The 14,801-nt window shown below is 71.0% G+C and carries 14 protein-coding genes; 4 read left to right on the top strand and 10 right to left on the bottom strand.

Annotated elements, in window-relative coordinates; all coding sequences use genetic code 11:
- Positions 1 to 51: 51 nt before the first annotated feature.
- Positions 52 to 714 (top strand): DUF5642 family protein, encoded by a 663-nt coding sequence (locus E4P42_RS02520; protein WP_135122767.1) that lies wholly within the window; start codon positions 52 to 54, stop codon positions 712 to 714.
- Positions 715 to 742: 28 nt separating this feature from the next.
- Positions 743 to 1,405, top strand: a complete 663-nt coding sequence (locus tag E4P42_RS02515; RefSeq protein ID WP_135122766.1) for a DUF5642 family protein — start codon at positions 743 to 745, stop codon at positions 1,403 to 1,405.
- A 3-nt stretch (positions 1,406 to 1,408) separates the two neighbouring features.
- On the opposite strand, the gene E4P42_RS02510 is transcribed toward E4P42_RS02515, so the two are convergent.
- Positions 1,409 to 2,005: an alpha-ketoglutarate-dependent dioxygenase AlkB gene (locus tag E4P42_RS02510; RefSeq protein WP_135122765.1), complete on the bottom strand. Its 597-nt coding sequence runs from the start codon at positions 2,003 to 2,005 to the stop codon at positions 1,409 to 1,411.
- A gap of 30 nt (positions 2,006 to 2,035) precedes the next feature.
- Positions 2,036 to 2,467: a redox-sensitive transcriptional activator SoxR gene (gene soxR / locus E4P42_RS02505; RefSeq protein WP_135122764.1), complete on the bottom strand. Its 432-nt coding sequence runs from the start codon at positions 2,465 to 2,467 to the stop codon at positions 2,036 to 2,038.
- Between the two features lie 48 nt (positions 2,468 to 2,515).
- On the opposite strand from soxR, the gene arcA reads away from it, so the two are divergent.
- Positions 2,516 to 3,724, top strand: a complete 1,209-nt coding sequence (arcA, locus tag E4P42_RS02500) for an arginine deiminase (protein WP_135122763.1) — start codon at positions 2,516 to 2,518, stop codon at positions 3,722 to 3,724.
- 124 nt (positions 3,725 to 3,848) lie between these two features.
- On the opposite strand, the gene E4P42_RS02495 is transcribed toward arcA, so the two are convergent.
- Positions 3,849 to 5,333: a dolichyl-phosphate-mannose--protein mannosyltransferase gene (locus E4P42_RS02495; RefSeq protein WP_209305680.1), complete on the bottom strand. Its 1,485-nt coding sequence runs from the start codon at positions 5,331 to 5,333 to the stop codon at positions 3,849 to 3,851.
- Between the two features lie 81 nt (positions 5,334 to 5,414).
- Between E4P42_RS02495 and rsmI the strand changes: the two genes are divergently transcribed.
- Positions 5,415 to 6,251: a 16S rRNA (cytidine(1402)-2'-O)-methyltransferase gene (rsmI, locus tag E4P42_RS02490; RefSeq protein WP_135122761.1), complete on the top strand. Its 837-nt coding sequence runs from the start codon at positions 5,415 to 5,417 to the stop codon at positions 6,249 to 6,251.
- On the opposite strand, the gene E4P42_RS02485 is transcribed toward rsmI, so the two are convergent.
- The 7 genes from E4P42_RS02485 to metG form a co-directional block, all read right to left on the bottom strand.
- Positions 6,248 to 7,495 (bottom strand): aminodeoxychorismate synthase component I, encoded by a 1,248-nt coding sequence (locus tag E4P42_RS02485; protein ID WP_135122760.1) that lies wholly within the window; start codon positions 7,493 to 7,495, stop codon positions 6,248 to 6,250. The two genes, rsmI and E4P42_RS02485, sit on opposite strands and share 4 nt — an antisense overlap.
- A gap of 38 nt (positions 7,496 to 7,533) precedes the next feature.
- Entirely contained in the window at positions 7,534 to 8,418 is an 885-nt protein-coding gene (locus tag E4P42_RS02480) for an RNA polymerase sigma-70 factor (protein WP_135122759.1), read from the bottom strand.
- Positions 8,415 to 9,596: an NAD(P)/FAD-dependent oxidoreductase gene (locus E4P42_RS02475; RefSeq protein WP_135122758.1), complete on the bottom strand. Its 1,182-nt coding sequence runs from the start codon at positions 9,594 to 9,596 to the stop codon at positions 8,415 to 8,417. Before E4P42_RS02475 ends, E4P42_RS02480 begins: the two co-directional genes overlap by 4 nt.
- 102 nt (positions 9,597 to 9,698) lie before the next feature.
- A complete protein-coding gene (sigJ, locus tag E4P42_RS02470; protein ID WP_135122757.1) occupies positions 9,699 to 10,604 on the bottom strand; it encodes an RNA polymerase sigma factor SigJ in 906 nt (301 codons plus the stop codon).
- Entirely contained in the window at positions 10,601 to 11,785 is a 1,185-nt protein-coding gene (locus tag E4P42_RS02465) for an NAD(P)/FAD-dependent oxidoreductase (protein WP_135122756.1), read from the bottom strand. The genes sigJ and E4P42_RS02465 overlap by 4 nt, the downstream gene beginning before the upstream one ends.
- Positions 11,786 to 11,875: 90 nt before the next feature.
- Positions 11,876 to 13,222 (bottom strand): NADP-specific glutamate dehydrogenase, encoded by a 1,347-nt coding sequence (gdhA, locus tag E4P42_RS02460; protein WP_135122755.1) that lies wholly within the window; start codon positions 13,220 to 13,222, stop codon positions 11,876 to 11,878.
- Positions 13,222 to 14,787 (bottom strand): methionine--tRNA ligase, encoded by a 1,566-nt coding sequence (metG, locus tag E4P42_RS02455; RefSeq protein ID WP_135122754.1) that lies wholly within the window; start codon positions 14,785 to 14,787, stop codon positions 13,222 to 13,224. The genes gdhA and metG overlap by 1 nt, the downstream gene beginning before the upstream one ends.
- Between the last annotated feature and the right edge of the window lie 14 nt (positions 14,788 to 14,801).

The following is a 14,801-nucleotide window of genomic DNA, read 5'->3' as shown; positions in this document are numbered from 1 at the left end:
GCCGGCCGCCGCCTGAGCGATTCGTCGCGCAAGCTGTGATATCAACGCGGCGTGCGCCGCTTCGCGGCCGTCGTGGCCGCCGCTTCGACCGTGGCCGCCTGCGGGCAGCCTCCCGATCCGGCACCACCCGCCCCCGCTCCGGCCGCGGCGACGCCCACCGGGCCGATGGATCCCGGCCGGATCAACCGCGCCCGCTACGAACTGCCGCCGGGTTATGAGGTGGCCGAGATCAGCGGCCGCGTCGCGCCGTTGGCGCAGTGGGGCTTCGGATCCGGTTGGAACGCGGACCCGCCGCGGTGCGGTGCGCTCGCCGACCCGCCCCTCGACCCCGCGTCGGTGCGGGGCTGGTCGGCCTCCGGCGCCGGCGGCATCGTGTACGCGGTCGCGGCCGGCGGGGCGGTGCCCGTCGACCCGGCCGTGCTCGCCGAATGCGCAACCTGGACCATGTCGGCCGGTCCGGCCGGCGGCGACGTGCGACTCACCGACGCGCCGCCGGTCGCGGGAACGACCACCGTCGGTATGGCGGCCGATGCGCTGATCGTCGTCGAGGGCGGCACCGAGACGCGTTCACATGCCACGACGGTCGTCGCGTACGAGGCCCCGCACCTGGTGTATGTCACCGTCGTCACCGATCCCGGCCTGCCCGGCCCGCCCCTCGAGCAGGCCTTCGCGGCCGATCTGCTGACGAAAACGGTGGCGGCGTTGAGGAGTTGAGCCACCCGCCGCAGGTACATTGGCGGCGATGTTCAACCCGAGAGCGATGACGGCCGTGGCCTGTGTCGGTGTGCTGACCGCGTGCGGATCCGGTTCGGCCGCCGAGTATCCGAACGCCGACATCGCACACATCTCGCAGGTGAAGTCGGCGTTCGGCCCGCAGTTCCAGTACCGCGACATCGCGCCCGCCGGTATCGACCCGAAGCTGCTGCAGCCGCAGCAGATACCGCCCGGGCTGACGTTCCAGCCGCCGGACTGCGCGAAGCTCGCCGAAGGGCAACTGCCCGCGTCGGACCTGAAGGGCAACATGGCCGCCGCCACCGCGGAGGGTGAGGGGAACCGGTTCATCGCGATGGCCGTGGAGACCTCGCAGCCGGTCCCGCTGACCGACCCCGGCGATGCGTGCAGGAAGGTGGAGTTCAGCGGCGCCCAGTTGCGGGGCGTCGTCGACGTCGTCGAGGCGCCGCAGATCGAGGGTGTGCGCACCAGTGCGACGCACCGGGTGATGCAGACGGTGGTCGCCGGCGCCCCCCGCACCGGCGAGTTGTACAACTACACCGCCAGTTTCGGGCCCTACCTGGTGATCGTGACGGCCAATCCGCTGGTGATCCCGGGCAAGCAGGTGGCGCCGGTGAACACTCAGAAGGCGCGCGAACTTCTGGTCGCCGCGGTCGCCGCCGTCAGGGGCTGACGCTCACCGCACGTCGTGCGGGCGGAACTGGATGCTGATGCGCGGCCCGGTGGGTCTGGTGGTCTTCGGGATCGCGTGCTCCCAGGTGCGCTGACACGATCCGCCCATCACCAGCAGATCGCCGTGGTGGTGGTGGATGCGCAGGGAGCGGCCGCCACCGCGCGGACGCAGCGCGAAGACCCGGGTGGCACCGAGGCCGACGATCGCGACCATGGTGTCCTCGGTGCTGCTGCGGCCGACCGTGTCGCCGTGCCAGGCGACGCTGTCGTTGCCGTCGCGGTACAGGCACAGGCCGGCCGTGGTGAACGGTTCACCGAGTTCGCCCGCGTAGGCGTCGTTGAGGCGGCGGCGCATCTGCTTGAGCCGCGGGTGCGGCGCCTCGTCGTCGACCAGGTTGTGGAAGCTGACCAGCCGCGGCACGTCGAGCACCCGGTCGTACATCTGCCTGCGCTCGGCCCGCCACGGGATCACATCACGCAGCTCGGCGAAGAGTGTGTCGGCGTCGGTCAACCAGCCCGACCGGACGTCGAGCCATGCGCCGTCACCGAGGTGGCGGCGATTCTCGTGCTCGAAGAGCGAGCCCTGAAGCGCAAGCTCCATGAGAGCCAGTGTATCGCACAGGCGTTCGACTCAGAGGCGGGCCGCGCCCGGGCCCTGCGTGGCCAGGACGTCGTCGGGGTTGGACAGCACGCAGGTCTTGAGGCTCAGGCAGCCGCACCCGATGCAGCCGGCGAGGTTGTCGCGCAGCCGCTGCAGGTGCAGGATCCGCTCGTCGAGGTCCTCCCGCCAGCCGGCCGACAGCTTGGCCCAGTCCTTGCTCGTGGGCACCCGGTCGGTCGGCAGGGTGGCCAGTGCCTCGCGGATGCGGGACAGCGGGATGCCCAGGCGCTGCGACATCCGGATGAACGCCACCCGGCGCAGCGTGTCGCGGGCGTAGCGGCGCTGATTACCGGCGGTGCGCCGGCTGGTGATCAGCCCTTCGCGCTCGTAGAAGTGCAGCGCGGACACCGCGACGCCGCTGCGGGCCGACATCTCGCTGGGCGTGAGCTCCCGGCTCTCCATGACCCTCAACATTACTTCAGGTCTTCTCCGGGTCGGGATGGCGCTACGGTGCTAGATGTGACATTCGGCTGCGACTCCGAGGTCGGCACGCTGCGCGCGGTGATCCTGCACCGCCCCGGGGCGGAGCTGCAGCGGTTGACGCCGCGCAACAACGACGCGCTGCTGTTCGACGGGCTGCCGTGGGTGGCCAAGGCGCAGGAGGAGCACGACGCATTCGCCGCGCTGTTGCGCTCCCGCGGCGTCGAGGTGCTGCTGCTGGCCGATCTGCTCACCGAGGCCCTCACCAACAGCGGGGCGGCGCGCATGCACGGGGTCGCAGCGGCGGTCGATCCGCGCCGGCTGGGACGTCCGCTGGGGCAGGAGCTCTCGGCGTACCTGCGCACGCTGGAGGCGGCGGCGCTGGCCCGGGTGCTGATGGCGGGGATGACCTTCGACGAACTGCCGTTCGGGGAGAACGAACTGTCGCTGGTGCGCCGCATGCACCACGGCGGTGACTTCGTCATCGACCCGCTGCCCAATCTGCTGTTCACCCGGGACTCGTCGTTCTGGATCGGCGCCCGCGTGGCGATCACGTCGCTGTCGATGCCCGCCCGGGTGCGGGAGACCTCGCTGACCGATCTCATCTATGCGCACCACCCTCGGTTCCTCGGGGTGCGGCGGGCGTACGAGTCGCGGTCGGCGCCGGTCGAGGGCGGCGACGTGCTGCTGCTCGGCCCCGGCGTGGTGGCGGTCGGGGTGGGGGAGCGGACGACGCCGGCCGGTGCGGAAGCGTTGGCGCGCAGCCTGTTCGACGACGACCTGGCGCACACCGTGCTGGCGGTGCCGATCGCCCAGGAGCGGGCGCAGATGCACCTCGACACCGTGTGCACGATGGTCGACAAGGACGCTGTCGTGATGTACCCGAACATCGTGGATTCGCTGTCGGCGTTCACGATCCGCCGCACCGGCAGTGGGGTCGAGATCGACCGGGCGGCGCCGTTCGTCGATGCCGCCGCCGATGCGATGGGCATCGGCAAGCTGCGGGTGATCGACACCGGTCTGGACCCCGTGACCGCCGAACGTGAGCAGTGGGACGACGGCAACAACACACTCGCGGTGGCGCCCGGCGTCGTGGTCGCCTACGAGCGCAACACCGAAACCAACGCCCGGCTGATGGATTCGGGCATCGAGGTGTTGCCGATCGCGGCCTCGGAGCTGGGGACCGGCCGCGGCGGTCCGCGGTGCATGTCGTGCCCGGCGGCGCGCGATCCGCTCTAGCGGGAGCCGCTCGCCGGCACCTCACCGCCGATGACCACTTCCGACATGGCTCGATGTTGGCGTTGGGCGCCGACGACTCCGGCTGCAGCGGGCAGAGATCGCACAGGGCTGTAGATGACCAGCCCTACCGCCAGCTCGGCAACCAGATCTGCATGTTCCACGTCGACTGGGAGATCGGTATCCCGGTCAGGATCGGGAACAGCCACGCGAAGTTCGTGATGACCAGCGCCACGTAGCCGGCGACCACGATCAACCCGAGCGTTCGCCGCTCGGCGTTCTGCCGGGGCGCGTGCAGGATGTCGCCGAGGATCAACGCGATCGCCAACACCAGGAACGGCGCCATCACGGCGGCATAGAAGAAGTACATCTGCCGGTCGATGTCGGCGAACCACGGCAGGAAGCCCGCGCAGTAGCCGGTCAACACCACGGCGTAGCGCCAGTCGCGGTTCACGAACGCCCGCCACACCGCCCAGCCCAGCACCGGCACCGCGAGGAACCACATCGCCGGTGTGCCGACCAGCATCACGGCCTTCACGCAGGACTGTGCGCCGCAGCCCGGCACGTCCTGGTTGTCGATCGCGTACAGCACCGGCCGCAGCGACATCGGCCACGTCCACGGCTTGGACTCCCACGGATGGTGGTTGCCGTCGGAGTTGGTCAGCCCGGAGTGGAACCGGTAGGCGGCGTACGTGTAGTGCCACAGGGAGCGGATCGCGTCGGGCACCGGCCACACGCTGTCCTCACCGATCGACTGCCCGGCCTCGTGACGGTTGACGCCGGTCTCGGAGGCGAACCAGGGCGTGTACGACGCCAGGTACACCCCGAACGGGATCAGGCCCAGCGCGTACGCGGCCGGCCCCAGATCGCGGCGCAACACCCCGCGCCACGGCCGCGGCACGCGGTACTGCCTGCGGGCAGCGACGTCGAGGGCCAGCGTCATCACGCCGAAGAACGCGACGAAATACAGCCCCGACCACTTCGTCGCGCAGGCCAGGCCCAGCAGCACCCCGGCACCGAACCGCCACCACCGCACGCCCAGCCGCGGCCCCCACGGCGTCTCACCGATCCGGCCCTCGAGGAACGCGACGTGCATCCGCATCCGGACCTGGTCGCGGTCGACCATCAGGCACCCGAACGCGGCGACCACGAACGCGGTCAGGAACCCGTCGAGCAGCGCGGTGCGCGAGGCCACGAACGAGACCCCGTCGGCGATCACCAACAGCCCGGCGACGCCACCCACCGCGGTGGAGCGGGTGATGCGCCGGGCGATGCGCGCAACCAGCACCACCATCACCACACCGCACACCGCCCCGGAGAAGCGCCACCCCAGGCCGTTGTAACCGAACAGCGCCTCGCCGACCGCGATCAGCTGCTTGCCGACCGGCGGGTGCACCACCAGCCCGTAGCCCGGGTTGTCCTCGACGCCGTGATTGCCCAGCATCTGCCAGGCCTGCGGCGCATAGTGCTTCTCGTCGAAGATCGGCGTGCCGGCGTCGGTCGGCGACCCGAGGTTGAGAAAGCGGGTGATGGCGGCCAGCGCGGCGATGACGGCGGTCATCGCCCAGCCCTGCAGCCGGTCGACGGGCCCGAAGTCGGCCACCGGCACCATCGGCGCGGGGCCGATGACCGGGACCGCGCGTGGCGCATCGGTGGCGGGGGCGGTCACGACGTCCGATCGTAGGCTGTGTCCATGGGTGCCGGTCGACTGCTGCTCGGTGCGACACCGCTCGGCCAGCCGGGGGACGCCTCGGCGCGGTTGAGGTCGGCGCTGCACACCGCCGACATCGTCGCCGCCGAGGACACCCGGCGCGTGCGCCAGCTCGCGCAGGCGCTGGAGGTGCAGATCGGCGGCAAGGTGCAGAGCTTCTTCGACCAGAACGAGGAGTCGCGGGTCTCCGGCCTGCTCGACGCGATCAAGTCCGGGGCGACGGTGCTGGTGGTCAGCGACGCCGGAATGCCGCTGATCAACGACCCCGGCTACCGCCTGGTCGTCGCCTGCGCCGACGCCGGCCTCCCGGTCAGCTGCCTGCCCGGCCCGTCGGCGGTGACGACGGCGCTGGCGGTGTCCGGGCTGCCGTCGGACCGGTTCTGCTTCGAGGGCTTCGCACCGCGCAAGCAGTCCGCCCGGCAGGCGTGGTTGCAGGCGCTGGCCGGTGAACAGCGGACGTCCGTGTTCTTCGAGTCGCCGCGCCGGCTACCCGAGACGCTGCGCGACGCCGCCGGCGCGCTCGGCGCGGACCGCCGGGCCGTGGTGTGCCGCGAGCTCACCAAGACCCACGAGGAGGTCCGGCGGGGCACCCTCGGGGAGTTGGCGGAGTGGGCGGCCGACGGTGTGCTCGGCGAGATCACCGTGGTGGTGGCCGGCGCGGTGCCGAGGGCCGATCTCGCGACGCTGGTCGACGACGTCAACGACCGCGTGGCCGCAGGCGCCCGCGTGAAGGACGCGTGCGCGGCGGTGATCGCCGAACATCCCGGCGCCCCGTCCAAGCGGGATCTCTACGAGGCGGTGCTGCGCTCGCGTGACTAGGCCTGGGCGGTTGTGCGGGTCTGCCGAACAGCCACGTCCGGCCCGACGATCGACGCCGCTTTGTGCAGGCATTCCTCCCACTCGCGGTCGGGGTCCGAATCGGCGGTGATCCCGCCGCCCACGCCCAGCACGGCTGCGCCGTCGGGTCCGAACTGCACCGTGCGGATCGCCACGTTGAGTTCGCAGCCCGCCACCGGCGACGCGAGACCCACTGTGCCGCAGTACACGCCGCGCCGGGCCGGCTCCCAGCGGCGCAGCAGTTCCCGCGCCCGGCCCTTCGGGGTTCCGGTCACCGAGGCCGGTGGGAAGGTGGCGCCGAGCAGTTCGCGCATCGGCAGGTCGGGTGCCACCTGCGCCGCCACCGTCGACACCAGGTGCCACACGCCGGGCGCGGGCCGCACCGCGAGGAGTTCGGGCGCGGTGACGCTTCCGGTGACCGCGACCCGGCCGAGGTCATTGCGGACCAGGTCGACGATCATGATGTTCTCCGCGACATCCTTGACCGAGGCGCGCAGCGCCGCCGGATCCGCTGACCGCGGCAGCGTGCCCTTGATCGGGCTCGAGGTCACCGCGGTGCCGTGGCGGCGCAGGAAGAGTTCGGGGGACAGCGATGCCACCGCACCCCAGTCGCCGGCCAGGTAGGCCGCGCGCGCCGGTGTGGTGCGCGCGGCGACGTCGAGGAAGAAGTCGATCGGCGCGCCGCGCAGTCGCCCGGTGAACTGTGTGCAGATGCAGGCCTGGTAGACCTCGCCCGCGGCGATGGCGGCCAGGCACTCCGTCACCCCGCGTCGATGCACGTCGCGATCCGGTGCGCGCCAGGCGATCTCGTATCTCGACGCCGTCACCGGTGCACGCACCGCGGCGAGGAGCCAGCGGGAAGGTGCTGTGCCGCTGAGGCTTTCGAACCACCAACAACCGTCGCGGTCCTGCCGCAACACGTGATCCGACCAGCCGCCGGCCGCGTCGGGAACGGCGGAGCCGCGCCCGTCGGCGCCGCTGTCGGGATAGGACAGGTAGCCGAACCAGCCGCCGCCCACCGCGTCTCCCGCGCCGGGTTCGACGTCGAAGGCGCGGTGCGCCGCGACGGGGGTGATCGCCACCGACGGGGCGATGACGGCACGCGAGCCGAACCAGTCGCCGAGCAGTGCCGCCGGGGGTGGCAGCGACGCCGCCGAGGCGGCCCGCGCCAGCGCGGCGAGTACCGCGGGCGCGTCGCCCAGGTCGCCGAGCTGCTCGATCCGCACCCCTACAGCGTGTCAGACAGCTCAGCGGTTCAGACCGGTCAGCGGCTGATCTCCCGGCGGATGTCCACCCCGGCCAGCTTGTCCGGGTTGCGCATCGCGTAGAAGTGGGTGATGCGGCCGTCGATGACCTCGACGGTGATCACGCCCTCGAAGGTCTCCCCGAGATACAGCTTGAGCCCCGGCGCCCCGTTGAAGGTCGCCGACTCCACCCGCCCCGATTCGCCGGCCAGCCGGACCAGGCCGATGACCAGCTTGGCGACCCGTTCGGCGCCCGTGACCGGGCGGCGCGCCGCACTCTTCTTGCCCGCGCTGTCGGCGGTCCACACCACGTCGGGCGCCAGCATCGCCATCAGCGCCTCGGTGTCACCGGTCGCGGCGGCGGTGAAGAACCGGGCCGTGATCTCGTCGGCGCTGCGCGGGTCGACGGGTTCGAACCGTCTGCGCCGCGCCTGCACGTGCTCGCGGGCGCGGTGCGCCATCTGGCGCACCGCGGCCGCGGATTTGCCGATCGCCGCGGCGATCTCGTCGTGGCCGAAACCGAACACCTCGCGCAGCACGAACACGGCGCGCTCGTCGGGGCTCAGCGTCTCCAGCACCACCATCATCGCCATCGAGACCGATTCGGCCAGGACGGCGTCGGCGGCGCCGTCCCTGGTCTCGATCAGCAGCGGTTCCGGCAGCCACGGGCCGATGTAGTCCTCACGCCGCCGCGACGCTGCGCGCAGGGCGTTGAGCGACTGGCGCGTGACCAGTTGGGCGAGGTAGGCCTTGGTGTCCTGCACACCGGCCAGGTCCACCTCGGCCCACCGCAGGTAGCTCTCCTGCAGCACGTCGTCGGCTTCGGTTGCGCTGCCAAGGATCTCGTAGGCGATCGTGAACAGCAGCGGGCGCAGCGCGGTGAACCGGTCGGCGTGTTCGGTCATTCGGCCCGCACCTGTGCCCGGGCCTCGGCCAACCGGCGGGACCGCTTACCGCCCTTGAGCCAGAAGTACGACCCCGGCTTACGGGCCTCCTTGGCCAGGAATGAGATGGTGCCCTTGCAGACGGCCTCCTTCACCGTCGCCGCCGCCCGGCCGCCGATGAAGAGCGGCAGCACGGCGTCGTCGGTGTGGGAGAGCTGGATGACGCCGGCCCGGCGGCCCAGGCTCACGCACTGCCCGGTGAACGCCTGGTTGATCGCGGCGGGCTCCTCGCCGGCGAGGCGGCTCAGGATGGTGTTGGCGGCCTGGGCGCCGAGCGGGATGGCGGCCTGGCAGCTCATCCGCAATGGCAGGTCCGATGGCGCCGCGGCGTCCCCGGCGGCGATGATTCGTGGGTCGTCGAGGCTGGTCAGCGTCTCGTCGGTGAGCAGCCGGCCGATGCCGTCGGTGCGCAACCCGCTGCGGACGGCCAGGTCGGGCACCGCGAAGCCGGCGCTCCAGATGGTGACGACGCTGGACAGCTCCCGGCCGTCGGCCAGGACCACCGACCGCGGCGTCACCTCGGTGACGGTGGCGCCCGGCCCGTCGATGACGGTCACCCCGAGCGTGCGCAGGCGCCGCGCCGTCGACCGCCGGGCCGGGGTGCTGAAGTACGGGCCGAGCACGCTGCCGCAGACCATCGTGACGGCGCGGCCCTCCTCGGCGAGTTCGGCGGCGGTCTCGATGCCGGTGGGTCCGGCCCCGACGACCGTCACCGGGGAGCCGGGATGCGTCGCGTCCAGCGCCGCCCGCAGCCGCTCGGCATGCTCGTATTCGGCGATCGGGTGGGCGTGTGCGGCGGCGCCGGGAACCGTCATCGCGCCACCGGTGCTGCCCAGCGCGTAGACCAGGTAGTCGTAGCGCAGCGTGGTGCCGGAGGCCAGCGCGACGGTCCGCTCGCGGGCGTCGATACGTTCGGCCGTGTCGACCACCAGCCGCACCCCGTCGCCGAGGATGTCGCGGAAGTCGACGACGGCGTCGTCGGATCCGGTCAGCAACTGGTGCAGGCGGATTCGCTCGACGAACTGCGGTCGGGCGTTGACCAGCGTGATGTCGACGTCGCTGCGGGTGCGCAGGTGGTTGGCGGCCATCACGCCGGCATAGCCGCCGCCGATCACGACGATGTGGGTCCGGTCAGTCATTGCGTCCTCCTCGGTTCATCCGGCTCCCCGTCGAGCCGGTCTAGCCTCGAGACACCGCACACACCCCGAAGTGTGACACCCGCGCCGCGATGGTGGTGCACATCACACCCGGCGGATCCGGCGGGCGACGGTGACGCCGGCCAGCTTGTCGGGATTGGCGACGGCATAGAAGTCGGCGATCTTGCCGTCGACGATGTCGAGGACGAACAACCCGTGCAGCACGTCGCCGCTGTAGATGACGACCGCCGGGGCTCCGTTGAAGGTTTCGAGTTCGAACCGGACGTCGGGAAGATGCCGCGGCGCGACGCGGACGAAGCCGGCGATGACGGCCGCCACCTTGCGTGCGCCGATCACCGGACGCCGGATCGCCTTGGCCTTGCCGCCGCTGTCCGCGGTCCACGTGACGTCGGGGGCCAGCAACGCCAGCAGACCCTCGAGATCACCGGTCGTCGCGGCGGCCATGAACTGTTCGGCCACCCGGGCGGCCTCGGCGGTGTCCACGGGACGGAAGCGCTTGCGGCGGGCCTGGACGTGGGCGCGGGCCCGGTAGGCCATCTGCTTGACCGCGCCGACGGATCTGTCGACGGCAGTGGCGATCTCGCCGTAATCGAAGCCGAACACCTCCCGCAGCACGAACACCGCCCGCTCGTCCGGGGTGAGGGTCTCGAGCACCACGAGCATCGCCATCGACACGGATTCGGCGAGCACCACGTCGCAGGACGGGTCGTGCTCGTCGAGCAGCAGCGGCTCGGGCAGCCAGGGGCCGATGTAGTCCTCGCGGCGGCGGTCACCCGCCCGGCGCGCGTTGAGCGCCTGACGGGTGACCAGTTGCGCCAGATACGAGCGGGTGTCCCGCACCGTTGCGAGGTCCACGTCGGCCCACCGCAGATAGCTGTCCTGCAGCACGTCGTCGGCTTCGGTTGCGCTGCCCAGGATCTCGTAGGCGATGGTGAACAGCAGCGGGCGCAACAGCGTGAACCGCTGCGCGTGCTCGCCGGTGGTGGTCACGACTGTGCGACCGCCTCGGCGCCGAACGCCGACGTGGTGGGCCGCGGGCCGCCCGCGAGCCAGAAGCCCGAGCCGGGTGTGCGGGCCGCGCGCCGCAGACCCCACAGCGTGCCCTTGCAGATCGCCTCCTTGAGCGAGGCGGCCACCCGCCCACCGATGTAGAGGTCGACCGGGGTGTCGTCCCTGCGGGTGAACTGCAGGAGCCCCGCGCGGCGCCCCAGGCTGGTGCACGAGCCCGGCAACGCGTACTGCAGCGCCGCAGCCGGATCGCCCGCGATCCGGCTGAGCACGGTGTTGGCCGCCTGCGGTCCGAGCTGGGTGGCCGACGCGCAGCACATGCGCAGCGCCTGGCCCGACGGGGCCGCGCAGTCGCCGGCGGCGACGATGCGGTGGTCGTCGATGCTGGTGAGCGTCTCGTCGGTCAACAGGCGACCCACCGCGTCGGTGCGCATCCCGCTGGCCGCGGCGAGGTCCGGAACCCCGAAGCCCGCGGTCCAGATGGTCAGGCCGCTCGGCCGCACGGCCCCGTCGGCGAAGACGACGGCGCCGTCGCGCACCTCGGTCACCACCTCGGTCTCGAGCACGGTCACGCCGAGCCGGGCCATCGCCTTGGCGACGGAGCGGCGGCCCGGGTCCGACAGGTGCGCCGGCCCGATCCGGCCGCCACAGACCAGCGTCACCCTGCGGCCCCGCTCGGCCAGTTCGGTGGCCACCTCGATACCGGTCAGGCCGGCGCCGACGACGGTCACCCACGCGTCTCGCGGCAGCTGATCGAGGGCGCCGCGGACGCGCTCGGCCTGCTCTAATTCGGCAAGGGGAGAGGCGAAGTCGGCGGCACCCGGCACGGTGTCCGGGACGGTGCCGGTGCTGCCCACCGCGTAGACGAGGTAGTCGTAGCCGAGCGCGTCGCCCGATGCCAGCTGCACCGACCGACCCGCGGTGTCGATGCGACGGGCGGTGTCGACGACCAGCCGGATGCCGTTGGCGAGCAGCGGGCCGTAGTCGGCGGTGGCGCCGGCCGTGCCCGCGGCGAGCTGGTGCAGCCGGATCCGCTCGACGAATTGCGGGCGCGGGTTGACCACGGTGACGGCGACGTCCTCATTGGACCGCAGCTGGTTGGCGGCCAGGATTCCGGCGTAGCCGCCGCCGATGACGACGACACGGGTCTGCTGACGGGTCATGGTGCCTCCGATCGTTCAAGGGTTGATGCCCCTGAGACACCGTTCGGCGCCCGCGCGTCACGCAACCAGCCGCGACTGTGAGCTAGCTCACTAGATCAGGCCGAGTGCGAGCATGGCGTCGGCGACCCGGATGAACCCGGCGATGTTGGCGCCGGCGGCGTAGTTACCGGGTTGGCCGTACTCCTCGGCGGTCTGCAGACAGCTGTCGTGGATGCGGCCCATGATCTGGGCGAGGCGGGTCTCGGTGACGTCGAACGTCCACGAATCACGCGAGGCGTTCTGCTGCATCTCCAGCGCACTGGTGGCGACTCCACCCGCATTCGCGGCCTTGCCCGGGGCGAAGACGGTGCCGGCCTCGCCGAAGAGCTTCACCGCCTCCGGGGTGCACGGCATGTTCGCGCCCTCGGCGACGAGCTGGCAGCCGGCTTTGATCAGCCGGACCGCGTCGGCGCCGTTGATCTCGTTCTGCGTGGCACTGGGCACCGCGATGTCGCAGTCGACGTTCCACACGCTGCCCTTCGCGAACCGGGCACTGCCGCCGCGCAGGTCGGCGTAGTCGGCGATGCGCCCGCGGCGCACCTCCTTGACCTCCTTGAGCAGGCGCAGGTCGATCCCGTCGGGGTCGACCACGTAACCACCGGAATCCGAGCACGCGATCACCGTGCCGCCGAGCTGGTGCACCTTCTCGATGGCGTAGATGGCCACGTTGCCCGATCCGGACACCACCACCTTCTTGCCGTCGAAGGAGTCGCCGCGGGCCTTGAGGATCTCGGCGGCGAAGTAGACGGTGCCGTAGCCCGTGGCCTCGGTGCGCACCAGCGAGCCGCCCCACGTGGTGCCCTTCCCGGTGAGCGCTCCGGATTCGTAGCGGTTGGTGATGCGCTTGTACTGCCCGAAGAGGAAGCCGATCTCGCGCAGACCGACGCCGATGTCGCCGGCGGGGACGTCGGTGTGCTCACCGATGTGGCGGTACAGCTCGGTCATGAAGGACTGGCAGAACCGCATCACCTCGCCGTCGGAGCGACCTTTCGGGTCGAAGTCCGAACCGCCCTTGCCGCCGCCGATCGGCATCCCGGTCAGCGAGTTCTTGAAGATCTGCTCGAAGCCGAGGAACTTCACGATGCCCAGGTACACCGAGGGGTGGAACCGCAGCCCGCCCTTGTACGGGCCGAGTGCGGAGTTGAACTCGACGCGGAACCCCCGGTTGATCTGCACCGTGCCCTCGTCGTCCACCCAGGGCACCCGGAAGATGATCTGGCGCTCCGGCTCACACAGCCGGCGGATGATGGCGTTGTCGGTGTACTGCGGATGTTTGGCCACCACCGGTCCGAGGCTGTGCAGCACCTCGTAGACGGCCTGGTCGAACTCCGCCTCACCGGGGTTGCGGCGGGCGACTTCCTCGTAGGTGTCGTGCAGCTTCTCGTGCAGGCCGTCCATCATTCTCCCGTCTGATAGCGGGGGAATACCCCGACCGGTGCGGGTAACGCGGTACCCGGCACCAGCCGTGAACGCACCGACGCGAACGTGCGGGCATCGGCCGGCTGGCCGAGGAGGTCGAGCAGCGTGCCCATCGACTCGGGCATCACCGGCTGGCTGAGCAGCGCCGCGATGCGCACCGTCTCCAGCGTCGTGTAGAGCACGGTGCGGAACCGCACCTGATCCGGGGCCGACTCCGACTTGCGCAGCACCCAGGGTTCCTGGGCGGAGAAGTAGCGGTTGGCCGCGGCGAGCACCGACCACGTCGCCTCGAGCGCCAGGTGCATCGCCTGGTTCTCGTAGTGCCCACGCACCCGGTCCATCAGCGCGTCGGCGGCCTCGAGCAGCGCGTTGTCCTCCGCGGTGAAGTCGCCGGGTTCGGGGACGGCGCTGCCGAGGTTCTTGGCCACCATCGACAGCGACCGTTGCGCCAGGTTGCCCAGCTCGTTGGCCAGGTCGGCGTTGATGCGGCCGATGATGGCGTCCTCGCTGTAGCTGCCGTCCTGTCCGAACGGCACCTCGCGCAGGAAGAAGTAGCGCACCTGGTCGAGGCCGAACGTGTCGACCAGGTTGACCGGGTCGACGACGTTGCCCACCGACTTGCTCATCTTCTCGCCGCGGTTGAGCAGGAAGCCGTGGACGAACACCTTCTTGGGGAGCTCGATGCCGGCCGACATCAGGAACGCGGGCCAGTACACGGTGTGGAACCGGATGATGTCCTTGCCGATCATGTGCAGATCGGCGGGCCAGTAGCGGCGGAACATCTCGGAGTCGGTGTCCGGGAAACCGACGCCGGTGAGGTAGTTGGTCAGCGCGTCGACCCACACGTACATGACGTGGTCGGGGTGGTCGGGCACCGGGACGCCCCAGTCGAACGTGGTCCGCGAGATCGACAGATCACGCAGCCCGCCGGAGACGAAGCTGACCACCTCGTTGCGCCGCACCTCGGGCTCGATGAACTCCGGATGCTCGGCGTAGAGCGTCAGCAGCCGGTCGGCGTAGGCCGACAGCCGAAAGAAGTAGGTCTCCTCCTCCGTCCAGGTGACCGGCGTGCCGGTCTCGGTGGCGATTCGGACCCCGTCGGCGCCGACGGTGGTCTCGGCCTCGGTGAAGAATCGCTCGTCGCGCACCGAGTACCACCCCGAGTACTTGTCGAGGTAGACGTCGCCGGCGTCGACCATTCGCGCCCAGATCGCCTTGGACGCCTCGTAGTGGTCGGGGTCCGACGTCCGGATGAACCGGTCGAACGAGATGCCGAGCTTCTCCTGCAAGCGTTGGAACACATCAGAATTGCGCCGCGCCAGTTCGGCGGTGGGCACACCCTGGGCGGCCGCCGTCTCGGCCATCTTGAGCCCGTGCACGTCGGTGCCGGTGAGGTAGCGCACGTCGTAGCCGTCGAGCCGCTTGAAGCGGGCGATCGCATCGGTGGCGATGTACTCGTAGGCGTGCCCGACGTGCGGGTCGCCGTTGGGGTACGCGATGGCCGTCGTGATGTAGAACGGGGTCCCTGCGGTGCCGGTGCTCATTTGGGACTCACCTT

It is taken from the genome of Mycobacterium sp. PS03-16 (assembly GCF_004570325.1).
Lineage (GTDB): Bacteria > Actinomycetota > Actinomycetes > Mycobacteriales > Mycobacteriaceae > Mycobacterium.
This window is presented reverse-complemented; position numbering and strand designations above follow the sequence as displayed.

Excerpts from the sequence above, each read along its gene's own strand:
- E4P42_RS02515 (WP_135122766.1), top strand. The coding sequence starts at position 743 with ATGTTCAACCCGAGAGCGATGACGGCCGTGGCCTGTGTCGGTGTGCTG.
- E4P42_RS02510 (WP_135122765.1), bottom strand. The coding sequence starts at position 2,005 with ATGGAGCTTGCGCTTCAGGGCTCGCTCTTCGAGCACGAGAATCGCCGC.
- soxR (WP_135122764.1), bottom strand. The coding sequence starts at position 2,467 with ATGGAGAGCCGGGAGCTCACGCCCAGCGAGATGTCGGCCCGCAGCGGC.
- E4P42_RS02495 (WP_209305680.1), bottom strand. The coding sequence starts at position 5,333 with ATGGTGCCGGTGGCCGACTTCGGGCCCGTCGACCGGCTGCAGGGCTGG.
- rsmI (WP_135122761.1), top strand. The coding sequence starts at position 5,415 with ATGGGTGCCGGTCGACTGCTGCTCGGTGCGACACCGCTCGGCCAGCCG.
- E4P42_RS02480 (WP_135122759.1), bottom strand. The coding sequence starts at position 8,418 with ATGACCGAACACGCCGACCGGTTCACCGCGCTGCGCCCGCTGCTGTTC.
- E4P42_RS02475 (WP_135122758.1), bottom strand. The coding sequence starts at position 9,596 with ATGACTGACCGGACCCACATCGTCGTGATCGGCGGCGGCTATGCCGGC.
- E4P42_RS02465 (WP_135122756.1), bottom strand. The coding sequence starts at position 11,785 with ATGACCCGTCAGCAGACCCGTGTCGTCGTCATCGGCGGCGGCTACGCC.
- gdhA (WP_135122755.1), bottom strand. The coding sequence starts at position 13,222 with ATGGACGGCCTGCACGAGAAGCTGCACGACACCTACGAGGAAGTCGCC.
- metG (WP_135122754.1), bottom strand. The coding sequence starts at position 14,787 with ATGAGCACCGGCACCGCAGGGACCCCGTTCTACATCACGACGGCCATC.